General features: G+C 39.2%; 24 protein-coding genes. 7 read left to right on the top strand and 17 right to left on the bottom strand.

The window, feature by feature from the left end; genetic code table 11:
• Positions 1–5: 5 nt before the first annotated feature.
• A complete protein-coding gene (locus tag K7887_RS07450) occupies positions 6–2,216 on the bottom strand; it encodes a PAS domain-containing sensor histidine kinase (RefSeq protein ID WP_223492907.1) in 2,211 nt (736 codons plus the stop codon).
• A 329-nt stretch (positions 2,217–2,545) separates the two neighbouring features.
• Between K7887_RS07450 and K7887_RS07445 the strand changes: the two genes are divergently transcribed.
• Positions 2,546–4,309, top strand: a complete 1,764-nt coding sequence (locus K7887_RS07445; RefSeq protein WP_223492906.1) for a B12-binding domain-containing radical SAM protein — start codon at positions 2,546–2,548, stop codon at positions 4,307–4,309.
• A gap of 6 nt (positions 4,310–4,315) precedes the next feature.
• On the opposite strand, the gene K7887_RS07440 is transcribed toward K7887_RS07445, so the two are convergent.
• Genes K7887_RS07440 through K7887_RS22945 form a run of 3 tightly spaced genes read right to left on the bottom strand, consistent with a single transcriptional unit; the run spans position 4,316 to position 4,823 of the window.
• Entirely contained in the window at positions 4,316–4,486 is a 171-nt protein-coding gene (locus K7887_RS07440; RefSeq protein ID WP_223492905.1) for a hypothetical protein, read from the bottom strand.
• 14 nt (positions 4,487–4,500) lie between these two features.
• Positions 4,501–4,656, bottom strand: a complete 156-nt coding sequence (locus K7887_RS07435; protein ID WP_010192332.1) for a hypothetical protein — start codon at positions 4,654–4,656, stop codon at positions 4,501–4,503.
• 35 nt (positions 4,657–4,691) lie between these two features.
• Complete coding sequence (locus K7887_RS22945) at positions 4,692–4,823, bottom strand: hypothetical protein (RefSeq protein WP_263290341.1); 132 nt, start codon at positions 4,821–4,823, stop codon at positions 4,692–4,694.
• Positions 4,824–4,907: 84 nt separating this feature from the next.
• Between K7887_RS22945 and K7887_RS07430 the strand changes: the two genes are divergently transcribed.
• Complete coding sequence (locus K7887_RS07430; RefSeq protein WP_223492904.1) at positions 4,908–5,255, top strand: DUF3905 domain-containing protein; 348 nt, start codon at positions 4,908–4,910, stop codon at positions 5,253–5,255.
• A 136-nt stretch (positions 5,256–5,391) separates the two neighbouring features.
• Here the strand turns inward: K7887_RS07430 and K7887_RS07425 are convergent, their stop codons facing one another.
• The 6 genes from K7887_RS07425 to K7887_RS07400 all read right to left on the bottom strand — a co-directional run bounded on the left by K7887_RS07425 (position 5,392) and on the right by K7887_RS07400 (position 13,417).
• Positions 5,392–6,219 (bottom strand): carbohydrate ABC transporter permease, encoded by an 828-nt coding sequence (locus K7887_RS07425; RefSeq protein WP_223492903.1) that lies wholly within the window; start codon positions 6,217–6,219, stop codon positions 5,392–5,394.
• 12 nt (positions 6,220–6,231) lie between these two features.
• Positions 6,232–7,137 carry a carbohydrate ABC transporter permease gene (locus tag K7887_RS07420; RefSeq protein WP_223492902.1) on the bottom strand — a complete coding sequence of 302 codons (906 nt, stop codon included), beginning with the start codon at positions 7,135–7,137 and terminating at the stop codon, positions 6,232–6,234.
• Between the two features lie 179 nt (positions 7,138–7,316).
• A complete protein-coding gene (locus tag K7887_RS07415; protein ID WP_223492901.1) occupies positions 7,317–8,564 on the bottom strand; it encodes an ABC transporter substrate-binding protein in 1,248 nt (415 codons plus the stop codon).
• Between the two features lie 107 nt (positions 8,565–8,671).
• Positions 8,672–10,774, bottom strand: a complete 2,103-nt coding sequence (locus K7887_RS07410; RefSeq protein ID WP_223492900.1) for an amylo-alpha-1,6-glucosidase — start codon at positions 10,772–10,774, stop codon at positions 8,672–8,674.
• A 120-nt stretch (positions 10,775–10,894) separates the two neighbouring features.
• A complete protein-coding gene (locus K7887_RS07405; RefSeq protein ID WP_223492899.1) occupies positions 10,895–11,899 on the bottom strand; it encodes a LacI family DNA-binding transcriptional regulator in 1,005 nt (334 codons plus the stop codon).
• 159 nt (positions 11,900–12,058) lie between these two features.
• Positions 12,059–13,417, bottom strand: coding sequence for a TrkH family potassium uptake protein (locus tag K7887_RS07400; protein WP_223492898.1), 1,359 nt, complete (start codon positions 13,415–13,417; stop codon positions 12,059–12,061).
• A 149-nt stretch (positions 13,418–13,566) separates the two neighbouring features.
• Between K7887_RS07400 and K7887_RS07395 the strand changes: the two genes are divergently transcribed.
• Entirely contained in the window at positions 13,567–13,755 is a 189-nt protein-coding gene (locus K7887_RS07395) for an alpha/beta-type small acid-soluble spore protein (RefSeq protein ID WP_088017762.1), read from the top strand.
• Between the two features lie 91 nt (positions 13,756–13,846).
• Here K7887_RS07395 and K7887_RS07390 read toward each other — a convergent pair whose 3' ends face one another.
• The 3 genes from K7887_RS07390 to K7887_RS07380 form a co-directional block, all read right to left on the bottom strand.
• A complete protein-coding gene (locus K7887_RS07390) occupies positions 13,847–15,022 on the bottom strand; it encodes an anti-sigma factor domain-containing protein (protein ID WP_223492897.1) in 1,176 nt (391 codons plus the stop codon).
• Positions 14,991–15,773 (bottom strand): RNA polymerase sigma factor SigI, encoded by a 783-nt coding sequence (sigI, locus tag K7887_RS07385; RefSeq protein WP_223492896.1) that lies wholly within the window; start codon positions 15,771–15,773, stop codon positions 14,991–14,993. The genes K7887_RS07390 and sigI overlap by 32 nt, the downstream gene beginning before the upstream one ends.
• Positions 15,774–16,629: 856 nt before the next feature.
• On the bottom strand, positions 16,630–17,718 hold the full coding sequence (locus K7887_RS07380) for an SDR family oxidoreductase (protein WP_223492895.1): 1,089 nt from the start codon (positions 17,716–17,718) through the stop codon (positions 16,630–16,632).
• 116 nt (positions 17,719–17,834) lie between these two features.
• On the opposite strand from K7887_RS07380, the gene ku reads away from it, so the two are divergent.
• From ku to K7887_RS07365, 3 genes are all read left to right on the top strand, one after another.
• Positions 17,835–18,725 (top strand): non-homologous end joining protein Ku, encoded by an 891-nt coding sequence (gene ku / locus K7887_RS07375; protein ID WP_223492894.1) that lies wholly within the window; start codon positions 17,835–17,837, stop codon positions 18,723–18,725.
• A gap of 56 nt (positions 18,726–18,781) precedes the next feature.
• Positions 18,782–20,632 carry a DNA ligase D gene (locus K7887_RS07370; RefSeq protein WP_223492893.1) on the top strand — a complete coding sequence of 617 codons (1,851 nt, stop codon included), beginning with the start codon at positions 18,782–18,784 and terminating at the stop codon, positions 20,630–20,632.
• A gap of 61 nt (positions 20,633–20,693) precedes the next feature.
• Positions 20,694–20,978 carry a hypothetical protein gene (locus K7887_RS07365; protein WP_223492892.1) on the top strand — a complete coding sequence of 95 codons (285 nt, stop codon included), beginning with the start codon at positions 20,694–20,696 and terminating at the stop codon, positions 20,976–20,978.
• Between the two features lie 6 nt (positions 20,979–20,984).
• On the opposite strand, the gene K7887_RS07360 is transcribed toward K7887_RS07365, so the two are convergent.
• The 3 genes from K7887_RS07360 to K7887_RS07350 form a co-directional block, all read right to left on the bottom strand.
• The gene (locus tag K7887_RS07360; RefSeq protein ID WP_223492891.1) at positions 20,985–21,968 is read right to left on the bottom strand and encodes a YeiH family protein; all 984 of its coding nucleotides are present in this window, start codon (positions 21,966–21,968) and stop codon (positions 20,985–20,987) included.
• Between the two features lie 243 nt (positions 21,969–22,211).
• The gene (locus K7887_RS07355) at positions 22,212–23,102 is read right to left on the bottom strand and encodes an ABC transporter permease (RefSeq protein ID WP_223492890.1); all 891 of its coding nucleotides are present in this window, start codon (positions 23,100–23,102) and stop codon (positions 22,212–22,214) included.
• Between the two features lie 13 nt (positions 23,103–23,115).
• Positions 23,116–24,033: an ABC transporter permease subunit gene (locus K7887_RS07350; RefSeq protein WP_223492889.1), complete on the bottom strand. Its 918-nt coding sequence runs from the start codon at positions 24,031–24,033 to the stop codon at positions 23,116–23,118.
• A gap of 217 nt (positions 24,034–24,250) precedes the next feature.
• Here K7887_RS07350 and K7887_RS07345 point away from each other — a divergent pair, with 217 nt between their 5' ends.
• Positions 24,251–25,387 (top strand): mechanosensitive ion channel family protein, encoded by a 1,137-nt coding sequence (locus K7887_RS07345; RefSeq protein ID WP_223492888.1) that lies wholly within the window; start codon positions 24,251–24,253, stop codon positions 25,385–25,387.
• Positions 25,388–25,401: 14 nt separating this feature from the next.
• Here K7887_RS07345 and K7887_RS07340 read toward each other — a convergent pair whose 3' ends face one another.
• Positions 25,402–25,587: a stress protein gene (locus tag K7887_RS07340; RefSeq protein WP_223492887.1), complete on the bottom strand. Its 186-nt coding sequence runs from the start codon at positions 25,585–25,587 to the stop codon at positions 25,402–25,404.
• Positions 25,588–25,651 lie beyond the last annotated feature (64 nt).

The following is a 25,651-nucleotide window of genomic DNA, read 5'->3' as shown; positions in this document are numbered from 1 at the left end:
TCGACTTAATGGACGGTAGGTGACCCTATCGGCAATTTTATATGGAAGGTAGTACCTTTCCCAAGCTCACTGCTGACTTCAATGGTACCATTGTGTTCCTCTACAATTTTATAGCTTACCATAAGCCCCAGACCTGTTCCACGTTCCTTGGTCGTATAGAAAGGTTCTCCAAGTTTCTTCAGTTTATCTTCCGGAATTCCGGTTCCTTCATCCCTAATCGAAATCAGTACCTGCTCCCCTTCTATCTTTTCAAGTCCAACTGATACAGTTCCTCCTTTAGGCATAACTTCGATGGCATTTTTCAATATATTAATAAATACTTGTTTTAGTTGATTTGGTTCACAATAAATGTCGGGTAATCCTTCTTCAATGGATGTAATAAATTGAACGTTTTCTAAAGATGCTTGGGCACTTAACAGATCCAGTGTTTCCTTCATTATGACCGTGGCATTTTTTCTTTGATAGGATATCGCCTGCGGCTTTGCCAATACGAGGAATTCGGTAATGATGGATTCAATTCTCTTTAGTTCAGAGGTGATTACATCAAAATACATGGCATATTGGTCTTCTATCATACTGTTTTGTAAAAGCTGGATAAATCCTTTTAATGCTGTCATCGGGTTCCTTATTTCATGGGCAATTCCTGCGGCCAACTCTCCAACGACGGTCAAGGTATCTGATTTTCTAAGTTGATCTTCCATTTCCCTTTTTTCCGTTATATTTCGAAAAATGGTCATGTGCAATCCTTCAATGACGTTCTTTTTGGCAGAGTATTCAATGATTTGCGTCCCACGCTCCCCATCCAAACATACTTCTCCACTTAACTCTTCGCTTTCAGGGCACTCTTTCCACTGTTCCTGAATTTCACCCAATTGATCATGTTGAATATACCAATGAAGGGAGTTGTTCATTAATTCTTCTTTGGATAAACCTAAAATTTTGCTGGCATTAGGGTTGGCATCTATAATATTGCATTTATTATCCCATAGAAGGATTCCATCCATGGCATTATTGAAAATCTTTCTGAATTTCTGTTCGCTCTCTCTTAAGTCTTTCTCCATCTTTCTTCGTTCACTGACGTTTCTAAATATTATCATGTTAAAACCATCAATTATTCCTTTATTAGCTGTGAACTCTAACAGTTTCTTCTGTCCGTTCGGCATATGAAACTCAAGTTCTTCTCTTATTTCGCCTCTTGCTCCAAACTGTTTTACAATAGAAAATACTTTTTTATCATTTTTAGGAACAAATTCATGAAGCTTCGCTCGCACCAAATCATCAAGTGGTAATTCGAAAGCTCTGCTTGCAGCAGGATTTGCCCGTTTTATTTGGCCATTATTATCTACCAATACAATCGCGTCTAATGCGTGTTGAAACATTTCTCTGAACCGCTCTTCGCTTTTCTTCAGCTGCAGCTCCATATTTCGTTTTTCCGTCACATCTCTCATTATTGCTAAATAGTAATCATCATAAATATTAGCGGTAATGGTGACTTCAAAGGTCTTACGCTCACCTGTATGAAGAACTACCGGCAACTCTCCCCTAACCCGGCCATGATTATCTAAAAGGTTCCAAATCTTTGTCATTTTATATTGAAATCCGTCTTCCACAAAATCATCCAACTTTGATTGTAAGAGGTCTAATTTAGGCATGGCAAAATTAGAACAAAATGCAGGGTTTACATCGATAAACATGCCATCTCTGTCAAACACCACAATTCCGTCCACTGCTCTATTTATTACATCATGATACATTTGTTTACTTTTGCTAGATTCTTTTTCTAATTGCTTTTTCGTTGATATGTCACGGATGATACATATATCAAGTCCACTTTCATCAGGGTTGCGAACAGCTGAATATTCCACGAATTTGATTGTTCCGTTATCCAAACGGACAATTAATTCATTTTTCAACTCTCCCAATTCATTTAACTGTGCTTCCTGGTATTCTACTTCCTCTTTGGGCATCAAGTCTAGGAAATCATGTAACTTGCGCTGTAACAATTCCTCTTTAGGCAATTCAAAAAGTTCACACGCTTTCGGGTTCACTTGAAAGAATTCGACGTTTTCATTGAATAAGATTATGGCATCATTGGCATGTTCAAATGTAAGTTGCAGAAACCTGTTTTCCTTTTCCAGCTTTTGAAGCTTGGCAGTTAGCGTTTCTATTTCTGCCTCCAACTTCCTGGTTTCTTCCTTTACCATGTGTTGGATCATGACCTTCCCCCACTTATCATATATTTAAGTTCTTTTCTCAAAGATTATTGTTATTGACAACGGACAAGTAACTAGTAATAAAACTCATTAATCAACCACTATGTAATCTTCTACATCCCCCACCTAAATTCCTTTGTTCTACATTTAACGCAATAAAAAAGTCATTTCAGAAATCATTTTGTAATAATTCCAGATTTCATGTTGATAATGGAAGAGAGGAAAGATTTACTAGCCCTAGAAAAAAGGCATGAAATCGTTACTCACTATATTTAATTATGATAAACTATATTAGTTATAGAAATTTTCACTAGGAGTTTGATGGATTTATAATGAAAATAATTGCCACAACATTAAACGCGAAATATATCCATACCAATCTTGCCATTCGCTATTTGAAAGCATATGCAGAGCCGGAATTTAATGTAGATTTAGTTGAATATACGATTAAAGATCCTGTCATGAATATAGTATCTGACCTCATCCAAAAGAAACCGGATGTCATAGGCTTCAGCTGCTATATATGGAACATAGAAGAAACAATCAAAGTAATGAGCATGTTAAAAAAAATCAACCCGGAACTTATCCTGGTCCTCGGTGGTCCTGAGGTGACCTATGATGTGTCTGAATGGCTTGACCGCTTAACGGACGTCGATTTCATCGTACTCGGCGAAGGGGAAATCACTTTTAAGCAACTGCTTCAAGAGCTACAAGGTGAACAAAACTTCGAATCAATAAACGGCCTTGCTTACCGGGATGGAGAGAACAAAAAAATCTCCCCTCAACGAAACAAAGTGGATTTAAAGGAACTGCCATCGCCATACAGATTTGACGAGGACCTCGCTCAACTTGGCAAACGCGTGACATACTTTGAGACAAGCAGGGGCTGTCCTTTCAGCTGTCAGTTCTGCTTATCATCCATTGAAGTAGGAGTTCGTTACTTTGATCGGGAAAAAGTAAAAGAAGATATTCGCTTTCTGATGAACAATGGCGCTAAGACGATTAAATTCGTGGACCGCACCTTTAATATCAGTCGCAGCTATGCAATGGAAATGTTCCGTTTCTTAATCGATGAGCATCTTCCGGGCACCGTTTTCCAATTCGAAATCACAGCGGACATCATGAGACCGGAAGTTATTGAATTTTTGAACCAGGAAGCTCCTGCAGGACTGTTCCGTTTTGAAATCGGTGTACAGTCGACCAATGACTCCACTAATGAACTTGTGATGCGCAAACAGAACTTCGCCAAACTATCCCGTACTGTCACGATGGTAAAAGAAGGCGGAAAGATAGATCAACACTTAGATTTGATTGCCGGGTTGCCTGAAGAAGATTACCACTCATTCAAGAAAACCTTTAATGATGTATTTGCCCTCCGTCCTGAAGAGCTGCAACTTGGTTTCTTGAAGATGTTGCGTGGTACAGGATTAAGGATTCGCTCGAACGATCATGCATATATTTATATGGATCATGCTCCATATGAAATTCTCGGAAATAATATTCTAAGCTTTGATGACATCATCCGAATCAAACAAGTGGAAGACGTTCTAGAAAAGTTCTGGAACGATCATCGAATGGACGCCACGGTCGAACATCTGGTTACCCATGTCTTTGAAACACCTTTCGATTTCTTCCAAGATTTCGGCGCATATTGGGATCAACAAGGTTGGTCAAGAATCGGTCATCAACTTGAAGACTTATACAAGCGTCTGTATTCCTTTTTACAAGAAGATAAACCTCAAGCAGTGTCTGTAATGGAAAGTATGATGAAATACGATTACCTCCGTCACCAGAAATTCAAACCTCGTAAACCTTGGTGGCAAGATCGTCTTGAAAAAGAAGATAGAACTAATATTTACAAGCAAGTGATTGAAAACCCTGCGTTATTGGGTGACCAATTCTCTGCTCATAACCTAAACGAAAAAGAACTATATAAACATACGATGATTGAAAGCCTTCAGTTCGATCTCGCACATTACCTTAATCATGATGAGATCATGGAAGAGGAAAGCTATGTATTAGTCTATTTCAACCAAAACACTAACAAAGCAGAAATTTACCCTATAGGATCTAAAGCAAGAAAAACTGCCAGCTGAGTTCAGCTAGCAGTTTTTCTTTTTATTCTTTTTGTTATTGGATTCTATTGCATTTTCAAAGGCTTTCGCAGCATTTGGGTCGCCGAATTCTGGACCAAATTCCTCGTTCAAACTGTCTTGAGAAATGGCATGCTGTGATTCATGTGCCTGTTTTTGCTTTTTCTTTTTTGCATCCATTTGAGTCAGCCCCCTTATTTTCCTTGTCTGCCGTGTTTAGAATTACGGTTTGCTCCACGTATCATATCTTCTTTTTGATATTCTGCAGAGAATTCCGTATCAGGTAAGCTTTCCTTTGGAGTTTTATTGTTATTTTTCGCTGCATCATGAGCAACTTTTCTCTTTGCCAATGCCATCACCCCCGTGCAATTAGATTGCCCCTTTGTTATTTTTCACATTCTTCATAAGCAACCAAAACTATTTCCTCTCCCATTTCTTCCTGCAATTTTTGTTCATACTCTGCAATGCGATCAAGTTTATCCTGTGAAAGGTTGGCAATTTCAAACTTCTTAGACATTTTTGTATCCTCCTATTTTCTTTAGTACATACTTATTTATTTTATTGAAATGCTAAAACTATACATCCCTCGGAGGTGAAATGAATGTCTAAAAAAGATAAATCATTGGAAGTCCCCTACATGGAAGAAACGATGCCACATCAAATCAACTCTCCTTCCTTCAAAGGCTCCAATATGAAAATGGAACCGCCATTTATTAATGAACATGGAGTAGTCATTGGGGACAGCAAATATAATTCAGAAGAATCTCCTTTAAATAACTGGAGCGACGACATTGATCCTGCTATCATGGCTGGTGACCAATGGGTTCATCCCACAAACGATATCGGATGGAACTCTGCTGAAAACCGAGAGCTCGTCGAGAAATCCAAAAAGCCCCAAGGCTTCCCATTTACCCACCCAGACAAAGATGTTAGTTATGACAGGGACTAATTCATAAAAAAAAGTTACCAAAAGGGGTCAGACCCCCAAAGGATTTTATCCACTTATGTCGAAGGCACACAAAAAAGCAGAGTGGAAATTTGCTGGTTTCCATTCTGCTTTGTTTTGTGATTATTACGTAGTGATTTTATTTTCCTCCTGTAAAGGAGATTCCTTTGATGAAGTAGCGATTAAAGAAACCGTATAAGAGTAGTACTGGCAATGTAAATACCATGGATGCTGCCATGATATAGTTCCAGTAACTGATATATTGTCCTTTGAAAGTATTCAGACCTAGTGGCAGTGTGAACATCGAAGGGTCTGACAAGATAATCAACGGCCGCATAAAGTCGTTCCAGAATCCCATAAATACGAAAATAGCTTGTGCAGCTAGGGCAGGTTTAGCCAAAGGAAGTACTATTTTGAAAAATGTTCCGAATCGGCTAAGCCCGTCCATTTCTGCGGCTTCCTCCAGTTCTTTCGGAAAATTGATGAAGAACTGTCTCATCATAAAGATAAAGGTGGCATTAATCATCGCTGGCACAATCATGCCTTGATAAGAGTTCAACCAACCTAACTCACGAAGAATTAAGTAGTTTGGAATCATTGTTACTTGTGCGGGAATCATCAAGACCGCAAGTATAATAATAAACAATGTTTTACGTCCTGGAAAACTTAAACGTGCCAAAGCGTAACCAGCCATTGAATTAAATAGCAGATTTAGTGAAGTTCCTGCAACCCCAATAATCAAGCTGTTCAAGAGCCAACGAGGAAATAACTCCTGTTCCAAGAAAATCTGCTTATAGTTATCAAATGTAAAATTCTTAGGTATGAAATTGATGGTCCCACTTACTATCTCTTCTAAAGTCTTAAAGGAAGAAGAGACTGCCCAAATAAAAGGGACAAGAGTGATGACTGCATATAAAACGAGAATCCCATACAATAATGCTTTTCCAACGCTAAGTTTCTTCTTCATATCGCAGCCTCCTTAATATAGAGATTCTTCTTTTGAAAATTTACGTTGCAATAATGTTGCCACTAGAATCACAATGGAAAGCATGACGGCAATCGCAGCAGCATAGCCCATTGTACCAAGACTCTTGAACGCATATTGGTAAATCAATAAAACCACAGTCAATGTAGAATTATCCGGTCCACCCGAACCTCCTGAAAATATAAAAGACTGGTCAAAAAGCTGGAATGTACCGATCAAACCCATAATGACAACAAAAGAAGTAACTGGACGTAAATTCGGCACAGTTATATAGATGAATTTTTTGAAGGCATTGGCTCCATCAAGCTCTGCAGCTTCGTATAACGAGTCCGGAATATCCTGCAGGGCTGCAAGATAGATGACCATAAAAAACGGGGCCGTTGCCCAAATGTTCATGATCATTATTGCGATTAATGCTACACTCGGATCTCCCATCCAGTTATAGGTCGGAAGGCCTATTATCGATAAAATTTCATTTACCAATCCATTTTGGTTGTACATCCACATGAAAATTAATGTCAATACAGCAGAGGATGTCAAGGTCGGTAAGAAATAAACAATTCTAAATATACTTTGTCCCTTCAATCCTGCATTTAATGTAGCGGCTAAAATAAGTGCTAGCAACGTTTGAATCGGAACCACGATAATAACATACTTAAAAGTATTCCAGAGTGCACGTAAAGCCCGACTGTCATCGGAAATGTTCGTAAAGTTGCTCAAGCCAACAAACTCATACGTTGCCGTACCTAACAGCTGAACTTTATGAAAAGATAAGAAAAAAGCATATAAAATAGGACCAATAATGAATAAAGCCAACACGAATATCGTTGGAGCCATAAAAGAATAGCCTTGTGACGCTTCTCTTAACGATCGTTTTGAATAGGTACGTTTTTTCTTCATTAAATTCACTCCTTTTCCCTTCAAAGAGTCCCTCTTTTTCTACATGAACTCTTTCTGAAGAAGAAACATCTTGTCATTCTTCTTCACAAAGAAGTCAGTAGCGACTTCCGGGTGCCGGTCATCACCCCAATTGCTAAACCGGCACCTATGAAGTCAAACATATATTATTTTACTAACAATTATTCGCCAATTTCCCTGTTCGCTTGTTCCTCTGCTTCTTTTAATGCTTCATCAAGAGGACGCTTTCCAAGGAAAGCTGAAACGAATTGGTTATTAAAATTGTTCATGATAGTAGGCAGGTTTGCACCATTTGCCCAGACAGTAGCATATGACGCACCAGCAACCAGTGCTGCTCGCTTCTCATCTTGATCAAAGCCAAGTTTCTCCGCAACAGATTTTCTAGTTGGCAACGCATATCCTTTTGAAGTCCAGATCTCCATGCCTTCAGGACCTGTTAAATATTCAATTAGCTTCCAGGAGGCTTCCTTTTTCTCTGATGCTGCATTCATTACGTAGGAAACCGTATATGCCATGGTCGATTGTTCACCATTTACAGTAGGAATCTCCGCTGTCCCATACTCAACATTAGGGAATGTATCCTCAAGGAAAGGAATCGCCCAGTTACCCTCGATTACCATTGCCGCTTTTTCTTGTCCAAACATTTCTCCGCCCCAGTTTGCTCCTACATCTGTAGCTTGTACAGCTGTTTTATCTGTATTGCGTTGGTCAATGATCGGCTGTAACGCTTCAATGACCTTCTCATCCCCAAAGTTTGCTTTATTGTCCTTCACCACTTCTCCACCAAGAGATTCAGCGATGTAATACATTCTTGAAAGTTCCGGAGCTACACCAAGACCGACAACCCCATCCTTTGTCAGCTCCTTGGATACTTCACGAAGCTCATCCCATGTTGTTGGTACTTCTACCCCAGCTTCTTCAAACATTTTCTTATTGTAAAATAAAGCAAGCGTGGAATAATCTTTAGGGAATCCATAAGTTACTCCATCCTTTTGGAAAGCTTCCAGAAGCGGTTGTTCAAAATCGTCTACATTAAACTCATCTGTCACATAATCATCAAGAGGTTCCAGTACTCCAGTTTCAATGAGAGCAGGAGCTTCGAAAGCATCTAAATAGAATACATCAGGTGCTTCGCCGCCAATTAAGCGTGTTTTCATAACATCCATATACTGATCGGAAATCACTTCATGTTTCACTTTAATATTTGGGTGTTTTTCTTCAAAAGAATCCAGAGCTTCTTTCAGCAAACGTGTTTCCGATGGGTTCCCACCCCACCCGGCCAATGTAATTTCTACATTGTCACCCGAACCTTCTGAAGAACCACTGCTTCCTCCGCTGCAACCTGACAAAACTCCACCTATAAGCATTGTGGTAACACCTATTGAAGCCAACCATTTTTTTGCTTTCATCTTAAAACCCCTCTTCCTGTTTTTGATTGGTTATATAGACCAGGTTCACAGCAACTACTGGGATCCGGCCATTTTCAAGAGGAATGCCCCCTCTGTAACTGTAAAACCTAATTCTGAACGATTTCAAAACCTGTAGAATTTTCAATAATTGTCAGGTCCACATTTCCTTCAGCACCTTTTTTAGCTGAAAGGGATAAATAACCTTCACCAATTTTAACCTTCTCTACATCCAGTTCATTCATTCCGTTTGGAAGTAATGGAGATAAAATTATCTTCTTTTCCAAAGCATCAGGGAAAAGACCTAGGATTGTTTGGACAAATACAAGTGGTGTTCCCGCAGCCCATGCCTGTGGAGAACAAGCAACTGGATATTTGACTGCTTTTCCAACGGATTTATCATACCCACAGAACAATTCCGGAAGACGATCATATTCGAAATGGGCAGCAGCCTCAATAAGTCCTTCAATTACAAGGTTGGCAGCTTCCTGCTTCTGAATTTTCGACATTCCCAGTAACACCATGCTATTATCATGTGGCCAAATACTGCCGTCATGGTAACTCATAGGGTTATATCCCGCTTCCCCGGTTCCCATAGTACGAATCCCGAATCCTGAAAACATTTTGGGAGAAACAAGCGTCTCAATAACAGCATTAGCCCTTTCCTCATCAAGCATTTCAGAGAATAAGATATGTCCAGGATTTGAAGTAATCGTTCCAACTTGTTGTTTATTTTTATCCAAAGCAATTGCATAGAAACTTACATCATCCATCCAAAACTCTTCATCAAACTTGTTTTTCAGCTTCGTGCTTTCTTCCCTTAATGCTGCTGCCCTTTCGACATCTCCAAGTTTGTCACAAATAGAAGCTATACCCATTTTCGCTTGATACACATATCCTTGTACTTCTGAAAGGGCGATCGGTGTCGTAGCGTAATCGCCGTTTCGGTGGACGATAGAATCGCCTGAATCCTTCCACCCTTGGTTGGCAATTCCTTTGCTTGCCTCCTGATGATATTCCACAAACATATCACCGTCGCGGTCCCCGTACTGGTCAATCCATGTCAATGCAGCTTCAATGTTTGCATTTAGGTCCTCAACAACTTTAAGGTCCCCTGTCCATTTAACGTACTCTGTCAGTAGTATTAAGAATAATGGTGTTGCGTCAATCGTTCCGTAATAAGGAGTAAATGGAATCTGTTCGGTATTTGCAAGCTCCCCGTAACGAATCTCATGCATAATTTTTCCTGGTTGTTCATCCCGCCAAGGATCTACTTTTGTACCTTGTTTACTTGCCATCGTATAGAGAGTACCTTTTGCCACTTCTGGTTGGAACGCTAGCATCTGGAGAGCTGCGATAAGACTGTCCCTTCCAAAAGGAACCCCAAACCACGGTAGGCCAGCAACAGGAAATTTTCCATATCCAAGGTCTGTCAATAAAACTCTCAAATCCCCGAGTCCTCTATCTACAAGGCGCTGTAGTGGAAGGCAATCCGTTTTCACCTTTGTAACATTGGTATTCCAGCCATTATAGGATTCTTTCAATTTTTCCAAAGCGACAGAAGCCGATAGAATATTATCAGCCTTTTCCTCTCCATGCTGGGGCTGTATTTTGAAAGTGACTGTTTGTTCTTCATCATGATTCAACTTGAATTGAAAGTGAACCTCCCCTTTTTCTCCATCTACAGAGGTCGTTTCCTTGTCCCACTCAATGTATGTTCGTCTTAATAAATCGTCCGCCCCTTCATAATGGAAAGTTAAAGACTCCCCATCAACTGTTTGCCCTGTTCTTTTTCCTATTTCACCATTTTGGAAGCCTCGTACAATGAACATATCAGCAAAGTCCACATCCATATGAACACTTAAATCAAAATCTACACTTTTAGGATAATAGTTTTTCACAGTAAGCGACTCATAGAATACATCATCATAGATAAAACGGGTCCGTTTAATCTCGACAGACTCTCTCCATAAAATAAGTTCGCCGTCCCTCTCCATATGAGGATTTGTCATAAGTATCGTCGCCATATAGTTTTCTGCAGCATCTGAATGTAGCAGAATTGGTTCTTCGTCATTTATTTTCAAGTCCAGTTTGCTCAAAAAACGGGTATCCTTTGTATACAATCCCAATCCATATGGATGCTGCTCGGGAATATTTCCGTTCGTGTCAGTTAGTAAAAATAAGTCATTTTCTTTAATCACTCTATAATCCATTGTCTTACCTCCTAGGTGCTTGTGTTCATCCGAAACGTTTTGGTTCTCGATTAAAAATAAAAACGCCCTACTATTCCAAAACGTTTCGGATTTTCTTTGTAAAAAAGCACTCTCAGTGCCTTATTTTGTCGAATCTCTTATGATGAGCTCTGTATCAATAATCCTTGCATGAGACTTTTCTTTTCCCTCCAGCATATCTATAAGTAGGACTGCCGCTTCAAATCCTAATTTAAACTTATCTTGACGTATAGTTGATAAACTTGGGTTGGAATAGGAGGCCAGCATAATATCGTCATAGCCGATCACCGCTATATCGTCCGGCACTTTCTTGCCAATTTTGTTTACTGCCTTCAGTACACCTAGCCCCATCAAATCACTGGCGCAAAAAACTGCTGTAATTTCAGGGTGTTCCGTCAAAAGTTCCACTGCAACTTCTTCTGCCGCTTTCTCTTTGAAATCTCCATTTTTAATCCATTCTGGTCTATATGTCAGATTTTCATTATTTAGCACTTCCATATACCCTTGCAATCGTCGAATACTTACATCCGCCTTTTCATGTCCGTTTATCATCGCGATATTCTTATGCCCACGATCAATCAAATGGGCCACCGCTTTTTTTGCACCTTCTACGTTGTCAGTAGTAACATAGCCTACAGTTTCTGATTCCTGCGGGATATCCACCAGTACACAAGGTATGTCACTTTCGACAACCTCTTGCAAATAAGGATCATCTGTTTTAATCCCCTGTAATATCACGCCATCTACTCTTCTTTCTCTACAAAGCTGCGTATATGTCTTCTGGCTTTGTTTCGATGATGTAGTACTAAAAAGCACAAGGTCATAATCCGAGTTGGCAGAAGCTTCGTTAATGCCACAAAGAACCTCAAAGGTGAAATTATCCTTGACCCCTTCTCTGTTCATATCAGAAACAAGGAGCCCAATTGTTTTGGACTTCTTCATCACAAGACTTCTGGCTACCGTATTCGGACTGTAGTTTAATTCCTTGGCTACTTCTTCAATTCTTTGTCGTGTCTTTTTATTCACATCACTATAACCATTTAAAGCTCTGGAAACCGTTGTGACAGAAACACCAGCCACTCTTGCTATATCTTTTATAGTCGTCATGGTTTTCCTCCCAAAACGTTTCGGATAATTTGTTAATAGAAGAATAACACGTTTCTGAAAGCGATTGCAATAGTTTTTTTAAAAAAAATTTCGATAACCATAAGCTTTAGTACTAAAAAAGAGACCACTTTGTGGCCTCTCCAACAAATAATATATCCATCATCCAATAATGACTCTTTCCACCGGATAACGGTAGTTCGGTGGTTTTTGTTTACTTTCAAGGATGAACAGGAAAGTCAACAGTCCCACACGTCCGATGAACATCAAACAAATTATTATAAACTTTCCTATTGAAGATAAATCAGGTGTAATCCCCATAGAAAGCCCCGTTGTTCCGAAAGCAGAACAGACTTCAAATAAGATTTGTATAAGAGCAAATTCTTCCGTGACGCTTAGTATAATCACTGCAGAGGAGCAAATGAGTATAGCAAGAAGAAGAACAACCAGCGACTTAATAATATCTTCCTCGTGTATTTCTCTTCCAAAAATTTTAATATTTTTATGCCCTCGTGCGAAATGAAATAAGAACAAAATATTCAAGGCGAATGTCGTCGTTCTGATACCACCGCCAACAGAACTTGGTGATGCACCGATGAACATGAGACCACACATGACCAGAAGCGTAGAAATGCCGAATTCACTGACATCCATTGTAGCAAGCCCGCCACTTCTTGTAGTTACGGACTGAAATAGCGCATAAAACAAGGATTCATGCCAACTCATCCCTTTGAAGTAAGCGTTAGATTCCAATATAATAATAGCCAGTGCACCTAACGTGATCAAACAAGCAAACGTGATACTTGTAATTTTGGTAAATAAAGAAAAGCGAAATCTTCCATTTTTGTTGACGATAAATTCTTTCACTTCCACTAAAACAGGAAATCCGATAGCACCAGCAGTAATCAATATCATCACAATGAATTGCACAAAATAATCATTGGCAAATGGGATGAGTGATTGACCGGTAATGTCAAATCCACCATTGGTGGTCGCACTCACTGAGGCAAAAAAACCATGAAAAAAAGCTTCCTGCCAGGTATCATAATAGGACAAGAAATAAGTTCCTAAAATAAGTGCACCCAGCAACTCAATAGAGAGAATCAAAACTAGAATTTGCTTTATCAGCTTCACAATTCCGGAGAGATTGGACTGGTTTTGATCAATCATCATCAGCCTTCTCTCTTTAAGACCAATTTTTCGCCCTAAAAGAAGCCAGATAAAAGTTCCTACCGCCATAACTCCTACCCCGCCAAATTGCAGGACAAATGCCAAGATAAAGATCCCTGGTACTGTAAAAGTCTCCACTGTATTTAGTACAGTCAAGCCAGTAACACTAACGGCACTGACTGCCGTAAATAGAGCATTGATGAAGCTCCAATCAACTCCATCATATCTTGCTACAGGAAGACTAAGAAGAGTTACTGCAATAAGTACAGCAATAAAATAAAAGCTGACTATGAGCTGCGCTGGAGAAAGACTATGTATTTTCTTGGTAATAGTATTTTTAAATTTTATCATAATTGCCCTTTCACTCTTTCACTTTTCAAAGGAATATCACTTATATTACAGTATTTGTCTAATACTTTCCAGTATTGATTAGAAAGAATATCTCATACTAACTTTACAGCTTTCAAATGAAAAGCTGAACACATAAAGGAGTGATTAGAATGGCACGTAGCAATAAATTACTCGTACCTGGAATCGAGCAAGCTCTTGACCAAATCAAATACGAAATTGCACAAGAATTTGGTGTATCTCTTGGTTCTGACACTGCTGCACGCTCCAATGGTTCTGTTGGTGGAGAAATCACTAAACGCCTAGTAGCTCAAGCACAATCTCAGATGAATGGTAAATAATTTAATATGAATGGATAGAACCCAGAGTAAAATACTCTGGGTTCCTCTTATTATGTAGGCTCTGGATGTATGTTATTTATGACAACAAAAGTTACCTTTCGTTCCCTCTTTTTTCATCATGATTCTTTTTCCCTTTGTTTGAATCATTTTGATCATGTTTAGTATTTGGCTTGGCATGAGAAGGAGGTCCCTTCTTTTCTTTGTCCGATCTATTATTTCCGTTGTCATTCCCCTTGTTTCCCCTGTTATCTTGTTTCCAATCCACTCGGTTTTCTTCTTTTTGCTGTTTCTTATCTTCCCTATGTTCTTTCCCCTTTTGTTTCCTATCTTCCCGCTGTTCTTCTCTCTCTTTTTTCCATTCTTTCTTTTCTTGCTTCCAAACCTCTTGTTGTTCTTTTTTATCTATTTTTTGCTGTTCTTGCCATTCCTTACGCTCATTTTTTTCCGCTTCTTTCTCGCTCTTCTTTATTACTACAAAACTTGGCGGACCACTTTTCTCTTCATTTGCATTGGTATGCTTTATTTCAAGTGGCTTTTGGTTTAAAGGCATAGTGGGTGCAGGTTCTGACTTGGACGTATCTTCACTGTCAACCAATTCAGTTTTTTGTTCTTTTTGAATGTATTTCCCAGGGGAAATCCCTTCTTTTAAAGCATCCGAACGCTCTTCAATGGTGGTTTCCAATGTTGTAATACTGACCTTATCCTGTTGGACTTTTTCTGAGATGGTCGTTATTTTATTCTGCATCAACGTTTTCCATCCAGAATTAGTGTCATTAGATAATACCGAAGCTATCAGCACTTCGCTATTTTCAGTAAGAAATCCCTTTTGACGGAAAATATCAAATATATTTGACGACACGCTTGTGATATCCTGATTCTCCCAATTTTCCAATTGCTTAAGGATATCTTCGCCTTCTTTATTGTAAGCATCCATTGAGATAACCTTCATATCTTTGTTTATGCCCAGTTCAATACTAGGATTGACGTCAACGGAGACGTACGCATACACTTGGTTACTTGCATATCTAGGATACAGAGTCAAAGCCAAAATGATAGCAGTCATTACACTGATAATGGCCCACTTCCCGCGTAAAGCAGAAGCTAATTTCCCTTTTTTTGCGGTCTCTGCCCTATGCAAAGGAAAAAAAACGATCTCCTCCCCTAAAACCACTTGCCCCTTTTGTTTTCTCGATTTCAAAAACTCACCCTCAGGGGTCAGAATGGTGACATGTTCATCATGAACTTCGAGCACAATCCCTTTTTTCACTCGTAATCGCCCCTTTTAAATAATCTTTCAAATATATATAATCCCCCGATAATATAATGGAAACGGCAATAATGTATTTCCGGTTGCGTTCTATTGTTTTTCTACTCACATCCACCAAGCCTTCCAACTGTTTCATTGGCAGCATTTTCTTTTCGAACAGATGATTTTTCAGGTCTTGGTTTTGTACGAGAGTATGTGCAACCTCTATGGCATTCTGTCTTGCATCAGCGTGCTTAGGTGAGCATTCCAAAAGATCTGCAAAGCTAAGTCCAAACTCATTTAAAACCGTTTGATAGTACTTGATCTCTTCTCTTCGATGCTCTTGATCAATCTGTTTATTGAATTCTTCCACAGATAAAGTAGCTTCTATTTTGTTAGAAGCATAATCGTCTTGATCAACTTCCTGTTCAGACATCGTAACGGTAGAGTTTTTGCTCTCTTTTCTTATATAGTCGATAACTCTGCGCTTAATGATCAGGTCTGCAAAAGAAATCAAGGAGCTGCCCTTGTCTTTGGAATATTTCTCTATCGCTTCATTAAAGGCGATCAACCCGATACTGAATTCGTCATCCGTTTCACTTATATACCTTTTACACACGGATGACACTGCTTTAGCGATAAAAGGTTTATATTTATTAATCAGATTGTTTTGTAGTTGAATATTGCCAGCTTGTATTTCCAGCACTTCATCTTCAAGAGTCTTTGTGCGTCGTTTGCCGAATTTAAAAAGTAGGCTCAGCACCGGCTTCACCTCTCCTCCTGCTTATCTTTTAACATATTATATAAATAAATGAGTTCATAAGCATGTATTAAGAAGGAGGCTTTTTCATCTATAGAAAAAGTCACCTGTCTATATATAAAGGTGTACTTTTATCTATAAAATGTCAATGTAAAAACCTGTTAAGCCTGATCTGATTGTAATAATAAGTTAATATAAGTAACATTATTCCATTGCCCGAAAATTCAGAGGTTATTTTCTTTCAAAAAATAGTTGGTTTATATGTCCATTTCGTCGTTTTTCTAGCGTTATTCCATGTCCTCCTTTATTGCCTTGGCCAATTATCATTGACTAGTCACTTAAATGTTACGTGAATGTTTCAATCTTTTCGGGGGAGAGACAAAAAATAATTTTAGAATACTTCGAATTACCTACAATTTATTTTCCATTAGTTCTTTCGTTTCGGTATGATTGCATATAAAAAGAACCAGGCATAACCGCTTGGTCCTTTTTGAATTTGGTTAAACTTCGCTGTTCCTTTCCGCAAATGGCTGCGCTTTCCACGGGGCGACCTTGAGCCTCCTCGCTTCGCTGCGGGGTCTCAACATTGCCGCTACTCCCCCGTAGGAGTCTTCGCCATTTGCTCCAATTCACAGCTATAAATTACGTAAAAGGAACGATATTGATTTTTCAGTAAGTCGGTTAGATAGCATTTTAAATATGGTGAATGAAGTAACTTTGTTGATTGTAGTGGAAGGCGCGTAGACGCCCGCGGGAGGAAGGGACAGGTGAGACCCCACAGGCGCAAGCCGAGGAGGCTCACGGACCGCCCGCAGGCAAGCGAAGCGCCTGGAACGGAAATCAACCGTATTTATACTTTCTTCAAAGCTTACGATATATGAATGTGTTTCATCTGATCGTATTTATGTTCGTTATAGTACTTTACCATCATATCAGCGGTTATATGGAAAGACGGACAGTTTATATCTGCGTCACCAAGGATTCTTCTTGCTTCCCTGCAATCAAAGCTGCCTTTCCATGTGAAATAATCCAGTGCCTCTCGTTCCACTTTCAGCCACTTTCTCGCAGTTGGAACACGAAGGAATGTTTTTGCCAATGGGAGAGGAATAGATCCAGTTGGCGCCTTTTTAAGAAACTTTTCCATGAGAACTGTATATGCTTCTCTAATTGTAATCGGCTCAGGGTTGGTCAAATGAAGAGTCTTACCTAGCGCGCGATCTGAATGGGTCAGATAGCATGTACTTTTTACAATATAATCAATTGGAACAACGTTGAATTCTGCTTCCCCTTTGCCCAAATGTGGGATTAATGGTAAAAACCGAAGAGAATGAAGAAAATTCAACATAAGATATGGACCATCAAATTTGCTTGTTTCTCCTGTTTGACTGTGTCCTTTTACAATTCCAGGACGAATGATCGTTATTGGTAAATGGTCTTTTTCCCTGTCCACTATTATTTCTGCCAAATATTTTGTTTCCTCATAATAATTTTTAAATGAGGCCTCATGTATCAATTCCGTTTCCAGAAGCTTTCCTTCCCTTTTTCCTGCCACATAAGCAGTACTGAAATAGATAAACCGCTCGAGATTCGGGAGCTTCTTTAACCACTCCACCACTTGCTTTGTTCCGTTGACATTCACTTGATAGGCAATCTCTTTTTTCACCGCTAGATCATAGATCGCGGCAAGATGATACACATAGTTTGTTTCTTTTTTTACAAGCTTTTGGTCTTCACTACTCATGTTTAAATTTGGTTGTGTGATATCCCCTTCAATAAGGTGGAACGTTGTATGCGGAAATTGTTGGTGATAGGTTTGGATGATGGGTACAGAAACGCTTTTTTGAGTCGGAAGCACTAATAAAAATACATTTGTGACGTTCTTTTTCGTTAGTAACAATTCACGCACCAGCTCTTGGCAAATGAATCCCGGAAATCCAGTAAAGAAATATCCCTTCACGCAAAGACACCCCTTCCAATATTTATCATACTTATCCTTTACAATAAGGATAAACTACATCTGAGCACCTGAATAGTGCTTTTGTCAAAATTTTAAGATAATTTAGGTGATATAGCATGCACACAATGTGGAAAGGTTCCATCAGCTTCGGATTGGTCAATATTCCGATAAAGATGTATTCGGCCACCGAAGACAAAGACATAAAACTAAGAACGTTGCACAAGGAGTGCCACAGTCCTATTAAATACGAGAAAGTCTGTCCAAACTGTGAAAAAGAAGTGGAACAAGATGACTTAGTAAAAGGCTATGAGTATGTAAAAGGAAAATATGTCATTTTATCTGATGAAGAGCTAAAACAATTAAAAGAAGAACATGAAGACAAAAGTGTAAAAATCATTGATTTTGTAAAGCTCGAAGATATCGACCCCATCTATTTCAACCGCTCCTACTTTTTAGGACCTGGGGAGAATGGCAGCAAGGCTTACTCTTTGTTACGGGAAGCATTGGAGGATTCCAAGAAAATTGGGGTTGCTGAAATTACTATTCGTTCCAAGCAGCAACTTGCCATAGTCCGTGTTTATAAGGATTGCCTTGTGATGGAAACGGTGCATTATCCCGACGAGGTCCGTAATGTTGGGGATGTACCAAGCGTACCAGAACGAAAAGAAGTAGATAAAAAAGAGCTGGATACAGCCATTACCTTAATTGATCAATTGACTACAGAATTTGATCCGGAAAAATACCATGATGATTACAGGGAAGCCGTGCTCAGACTGGTACAAGAAAAAATTAATAAAGAAGAAGGAACCACGACTCCTACTGATTCAGATAAGTCGAATGTCGTGGACTTAATGAGCGCATTACAAGCAAGTATCGAACGAACCAAAGACCAGGGTGGCAAAACCGCTAAGAAAAAGACCGAGGCCAAGGCGGACGCTTCTGAAAAGAAAACATCCAGTACCAAGCCAAAAAAACGGACAACCAGAAAAAAGAAAGCATCTAGCTGATAAGTTAGATGTTTTCTTCTGACTAACGAATGATCGATATGAAAGGAGTTATTATCATGATCAAACCAATGCTTCCCACACTTCACCGAAATGCCCCTCAAGGGAATGATTGGGTATATGAGGTCAAGTATGATGGCTTTCGATGCATTGCCTCCTTAAACACCAACCACATTAGTCTCCAAAGCAGAGGCGGAACGGAACTTTCCACCTCCTTCCCCGAAATTGTCCGTTTCTTAAGCGAATTAACCCTTAACAAGGCTTGGAAACAAATGCTTCCTGTAACAATAGACTGTGAACTTGTTGTTTTAACTTCTCCGCTAAAAGGAAATTTTCAGATGATACAAAAACGGGGAAGAACGAAAACGAAAGAAAAAATCAACACGCTATCCAAAGAGCACACCGCCACACTTTTAGCCTTTGATTTACTGGAACTTAAAGGAGAAGCTTTGCTGTCAGCAAAATTTTCAGATCGAAAGAAAAGACTTTTACGGCTTTTTGAACAAAGTGGCTTACCACTTTCACCTGTTGTAAAAAACAGTTCAAGACTTCAATACGTTCCTTTTTCCACCGACTCTGAGGAATTGTGGGCCCAAATCAAACAGGAGCATGGCGAAGGATTAATTGCAAAAAAAATCAACAGTACATACAGCAAAGGCAAGCGTATAACAGATTGGATTAAAGTAAAAAACTATCAAACGGTAACATGTTTTATCACTGCTTATCAAAAGGATAATGGTTATTTTCATATAGGTGTATTCAAAGATAGATCAGTGGAGGACCTTGGTCTGTTTTCACATGGGCTAACATCTGAAGAGAGATCTGCATTAATTGGAGTCATCAAACAAAACAGTTACAGAGAGGATGAGAAATTTGTTTATGTAAAGCCAGGGATCTGCGTAGAGATATTTTATTTAGAAATATATCAAAATCAGCTTAGACACCCAGAATTTAAGCGTTTTCGCTTTGATGTCGATGTAAAGGAATGTACTGCGGATAACTTATCAAAACCAGCCCTCCCTGCTTCTGTTTCCATCACCAACCCGGACAAACCGCTTTGGGAAGAACCATTGGTGACAAAACAGGCCTTTGTCGATTTTCTTTCTTATAGCTCTCCTTATTTGCTTCCTTTTTTAAAAAACAGAGCGATCACAGTCATCCGTTTTCCACATGGTATGTCTGGGGAAAGTTTTTATCAAAAGAATTGTCCTGATTATGCCCCTTCATTTGTAGAGACTCATGTTGAGCAAGATATTAACTTTATTTTATGCAACAATATGGAAACCTTAATTTGGCTTGGCAATCAGCTTGCATTGGAATTTCACGTCCCATTTCAAACGGTTCTTACAACTGAGCCGAGTGAAATTGTTTTTGATCTTGATCCTCCTACCAAAGAGGACTTTTCCATCGCAATAACAGGTGCCTTGATGATGAAGGACGTTTTCGATCAACTTGGACTTCACTCTTTCATTAAAACGTCGGGAAGAAAAGGGCTTCAAGTATATATCCCTTTACCGGAAGGACAATTTACTTATCAGGAAACTAGGCAATTCACTGAGTTCATTGCACATTATTTAGTGTCAAAAGAGCCTGCTCTCTTTACAGTGGAACGGCTAAAAAAACATAGAGGAAATAGAGTGTATGTGGATTATGTGCAGCACGCAGAAGGCAAAACAATTATTGCTCCTTATTCATTAAGAGGGAATGATGTCCCAACAGTCGCCACACCATTGTATTGGAAGGAAGTTAAAGAAGATTTACGGCCAGAAGAATTTACACTATTCACGGTTCAGGAAAGGTTAAAGAAACTTGGTGATCCTTTTCAAGAGTTCGAAGCAAGTAAAACAACACAACCATTTCAAAACGTGCTATCTTCTCTAAAAGGTTTGCATAAATCTAGTGGTCACTAAGAGTTACAGCATGTATAACAGGGTTGAATAATGGAAAGGATGGACACTAAAAAAGGAAAAGGTGATTGTCGTGCAAGCCTTTGCCGTTGTCCATCCCATCATTGAATTAGATGACAGCATCATTATTGAATTTTTAGATGAAACAGAGCCAGAAGATAGCCGAAGATATAGACTTTTTTTAGGAAAAAAAACATTGCATGTATCTAAACTGATTGTTTTCCGTCCATCACTTGAGTCCTGGCAGGATATAACATCCATGCTTTCTCCGTTCTATCTGGCTTCATTAAGAACTAAACTGTTGGAACAGACCGCAGATTTATTAGATAAAAAGGATGCCATTTCATAATAGAGGTTACAAAATATATAGGATGAACAATAGACTGGTTACTCCCACAAACACAGAAGCAATAAAACCAGCTATAAAAGGCTTCATTCCTAAAATGCGAATACTCTTCCATCTAACCTGAAGACCGACGCCTGCCATGACCATGACAATCAGAAATTTGGCGATAGACCCCATATACCCGCTGATTGCTTCTGAGATGATACCGGTTGAATACATTCCGCTCATGAATAAAAAGCCCAAGATAAAAACCGGAAAGGCCCCTTTCAAACTTTGTGTACTGTCATTTCTGCGAACCATAATAAATGAAATGGCAAGTACAAGAGGCAAGATAAACAGAGTACGAACAAGTTTGACTGTTGTAGCAACTTCCCCTACCTCATCTCCAAGCAAGTATCCTACCGCCACTACAGATGAAGTATCATGAATTGATGTACCTGCCCAAATCCCCATTTGAGTAACGGATAACTGAAGCCACTGACCAAGTACAGGATAAAGGAACGTTGCCAAGATATTAAAGAAGAAGATGGTAGAAATGGCATAAGCCACGATCGCTTCCTTTGCTTGCACAACACCTTTTACAACAGAAATGGCTGTGGCACCACAAATACTGGTCCCAACACCAATCAATAAGGATAACATTTTATCAATTTTCATCAGTTTACCCACCAATAATGTGACTGTTATCCCTCCTGTAACCACTAAAAGAATTACGAAAATGGATTGAGCCCCAATATCAAGGATATTTCCAAAACTTAAAGTGGCACCTAAAAGGATAATCGCCATCTTAAGCCACTTTTTCACAACCACTGCTATTCCTAGATTATATTTTTCATTAAGTTCGAAACTGTTCCGGATTATGATCCCGATTAGTAAGGCGAATAGTACGCCACCGATTGATGGGAAAAATCCCCCTAATAGTTTGGCTGCTACCGAAATAATTAGGACAAGTAATATTCCCGGAATCAATTGATTGATCTTAGTCTTATTCATAACTTAACCCCTAACAATTGTAAATGCACACTTCTCCTATTTTAAAGAATATAAAAAAGCCTGTCGAGAACTTTCGACAAGCTTAATATTTATAGGACACCGCTGTTGATTTCCGCAAATGGCTTCGCTTTCCTAGGGGCGCTGCTGGAGCCTCCTCGGCTTCGCCTGCGGGGTCTCCACCTAGCACTATCTCCCTCAGGAGTCTTCTCCTTTTGCTCCAATCAACAGCTAGAAATCTAAGTACTATGCTTCTAACCGGTGGAAGTGTTTGCGCAACCCTTCACCTAGAACATTAAATGTCAAAACTGTAAAAGCAAGCGCCAGGGCAGGGAAGAATGGAATCCAGAACGCACGCAACAAATCCCCTCTTGCCTGACCAAGCATCGTCGCCCAATTCAAACTTGTGTTTTCAATAATCCCGGAACCATAGCTTAACTGAACAAACTGCTGAGTAATAAAAATACTAAAAATACCAAGTTGTCCAATTAACAACGCTATCCTCCCCATATCAAGGAAGAATTGAACCACCAAGTCAGGCAAAGCATTTGGCAAATAATACGTAGTAAAAAGAGTGAAAGGAGATACGCCGACAGTAATGCCAGCTTCCACATAAGGTGTCTTCTTAATCATATTAAAATGACTTTGTAAAATCGTCCCCACCCTTCCCACTTCAATCGCTGCCAAGATTACGATTGCCCAGAAGAAGCGGTGTTCATGAAAAAAGATGATAGGTAAGCTCAAAAGGATAATGGCTGAAAAAATGACCGGCAATGCAGAAAATATTTGGTTCCACCCTTGAAGGATCCAGTGGAATGGGCCTTTTTTATTTACCGACAGTACGGCCAAGAGTATTGCTATTACATAACGTAATACTGCAACGGCTAATATTAATCCGAGAGTTTCTCTTGCCCCGACCACTATAATGCTTAATAGGTCTCTTCCCTCTTTATCTGAACCTAAAAGAAAATCGCTTGAAGGCTCATATGGTGCGGTTAACACTCCAGAGTCCGTGAAAATTATCCGCTTTGATTCTAGTACATTATCTATAAAAGGAAGGTAAGGTCCTACTAGCGTAATCAAGACCAATATAGTAAAAAAGCTGCTTCCTAAAATCAACGTCCAATTCCGTTTCATCGTTTCCGATCACCTACCTTGGTTCAAGTTTCTTCATAAATATAATGGAAAGGACCTGCGCGGCGAATACAATTACCATAAAACTTAATCCGAACCCGATAATAAGGCCAGATTCATTCACATAACGCATACTTCCCGATAAAGAGCTTTTGACATCAAGTGCCTGAAACATTCTATAGGCCGCTCCCCTGTAATCCAGAAACCATTCTACGATTAGAAGATTGGATAATAAGTAGAGCATGACCGCCGGAAGGTTGGACATGATCGGATAGAGACTATTTTTAAGCATATGCTTCCATAACACTTTTTCTTTTGACAACCCCTTAGAACGGGCTACTTGGATATATGGTTTCCCTTTTTCGTTTCCAAGCGTTGCAGAAGTGATTCGTGCAACATAAAGCATAGGATACAATGCAACCAGTAACCCTGCAATCAAGAAACTGAACCAATGGGAATGGCCAAACAATTTAATAAAAGGTAAATGAAAAATAATCACCCATTGCAAGCAAAGAATCAAAAAGAAATCGGGAATAGATTGGATGAGCCACGTTAACCCTTTCCCAAAAATATTCCACCCATTATTACGGTCATAAAAATCGAAAATTCCCTTTAATATTCCAAAGATAATTGTGATGGCACATGCGGCAAATATTACTTTCAGACTTCTCCCTAAATGTGGCCATAGTTCCTCTTCAGCTGGTTTATTATACCTGGTCATACCTAATGTGTTATTTTCTTTTACATCTTTAAGGAATAAAGAGATATTGTGGTGATATGCTGCCCAGGAAAATTCATAGCCGTATTCCAGCGTTTGAGCCCTTCCTTGAACATCAATATCAGGCTGCCTCGGAAACAAGACGGCCAAGATTAGTAAAACAGCAATAAATAAAAAGAACAGAAATGACTTCGTTATTTTCCAAAATACCCCCATGACTTCCCCCTCCAGTAATCCAACGAAATCCGAAACACTTTCAATATAGTAAAATACTACCACTATTTAATTTGTAATTCTATAAAAATATTAATTATTCTGACCATTCCTGCACTTAGGCTAGTCGTTGAAATCTGCCATACTTCGTAGTAATATAGTGATTTATGATAGAGTCCCTTAAATAATGGATGCACCCACCCTAAGGAGGTTTGTGCCTGTGAATAAAACAATTGATTGGTTCACCAATGTCTGGACTGCAGACTATTGGACGGATATGAATTTCTGGATTGATATGGGAGTTTCCGTACTTATCCTCCTGTTGTTCCTTTTATGGAGAAAACTGTTTACCAAGTACTTCTTTAAAGGAATATTAGCCGTTTCTAAAAAAACACCTACAGATCTTTTCACTTATATTGTACTTGCCTTTGATAAACCGGTAAGAATGTTCTTTGTAATACTTGGTATATTCTTTGCATTGAAAACAGCCCCATTTACTTTAATGGAAGCAGAAACATTAACCAAACTGATGCGATCTTCCATTATTGCCTTATTTGGTTGGGGGATATTCAATTTTATCCCTTATTCTTCTAATCTATTTACCAACCTTTCCACTAGATTAGAATTTGAAGTAGACAAAATCGTCATGCCGTTTGTAACGAAGGTATTGCGATTTATCCTTATCGCATTAGTATTCAGCATTGTTTTAGAAGTTTGGGAATATGATGTTGGCGCTATTGTAGCAGGTCTGGGTCTTGGCGGACTTGCCTTTGCATTGGCCGCACAAGAGTCTATTAAAAACTTATTAGGTGGATTTATCATTGTAACGGAAAAGCCTTTTACAATGGGAGATTGGATTAAGACACCAAGTGTAGAAGGAGTCGTAGAGGATATCTCATTCCGCAGTACACAAGTGAGAACCTTTGCTCAAGCTGTAGTTACAGTCCCTAATGCCACTTTATCAAATGAACCTATCACAAACTGGTCCAAAATGGGGAAACGTCAAGTCACCTTTAAACTTGGCGTGCAATATGATACGAGCCGTACAAGTTTAGAAAGAGTGGTTCGTAGAATGGAAAACATGCTGCGGAACCATGAAGCGATTGACCAAGAAACGATTCTAGTCCGTTTTGATAGTTTTGGAGCCAGCAGCCTGGATATATTCCTCTATTTCTTTACCAAATCAGTTATGTGGGGCGAGTATTTAGAGGTAAAAGAGGACATCAACTTTAAAATCATGGAAATTTTAGAGGAAGAAGACGTAGTCGTTGCCTTCCCAACAAGAACACTCCATATTGAATCACAAGAAGAAAAGGAAAAAACAAAACAATACAGCCTAAGAGGCGAAAAGGCATAACCCAATCGTATGGGTTATGCCTTCTTTATCGTGCTGACCTTTTTACTTGGTACATCATAAAAGAAATAATTGTACTCCGTCTTCAACTCAGTCGTCGTCATCCCATCCAACACAAGTGAATCATACACACCGATTAGAAGAAGTTTGTTTATATAATACTCACGTTGCTGCTCTAACGCTTGTTGGAGTTTCCTGCTCATTATTAGTCACTTCCCTTTCATAGGCTACAGTTTAAAAGGTAAGGTTTTGGTTTATTATCCTAAT

It is taken from the genome of Sutcliffiella horikoshii (genome assembly GCF_019931755.1).
Taxonomy (GTDB): Bacteria; Bacillota; Bacilli; order Bacillales; family Bacillaceae_I; genus Sutcliffiella_A; species Sutcliffiella_A horikoshii_E.
This window is presented reverse-complemented; position numbering and strand designations above follow the sequence as displayed.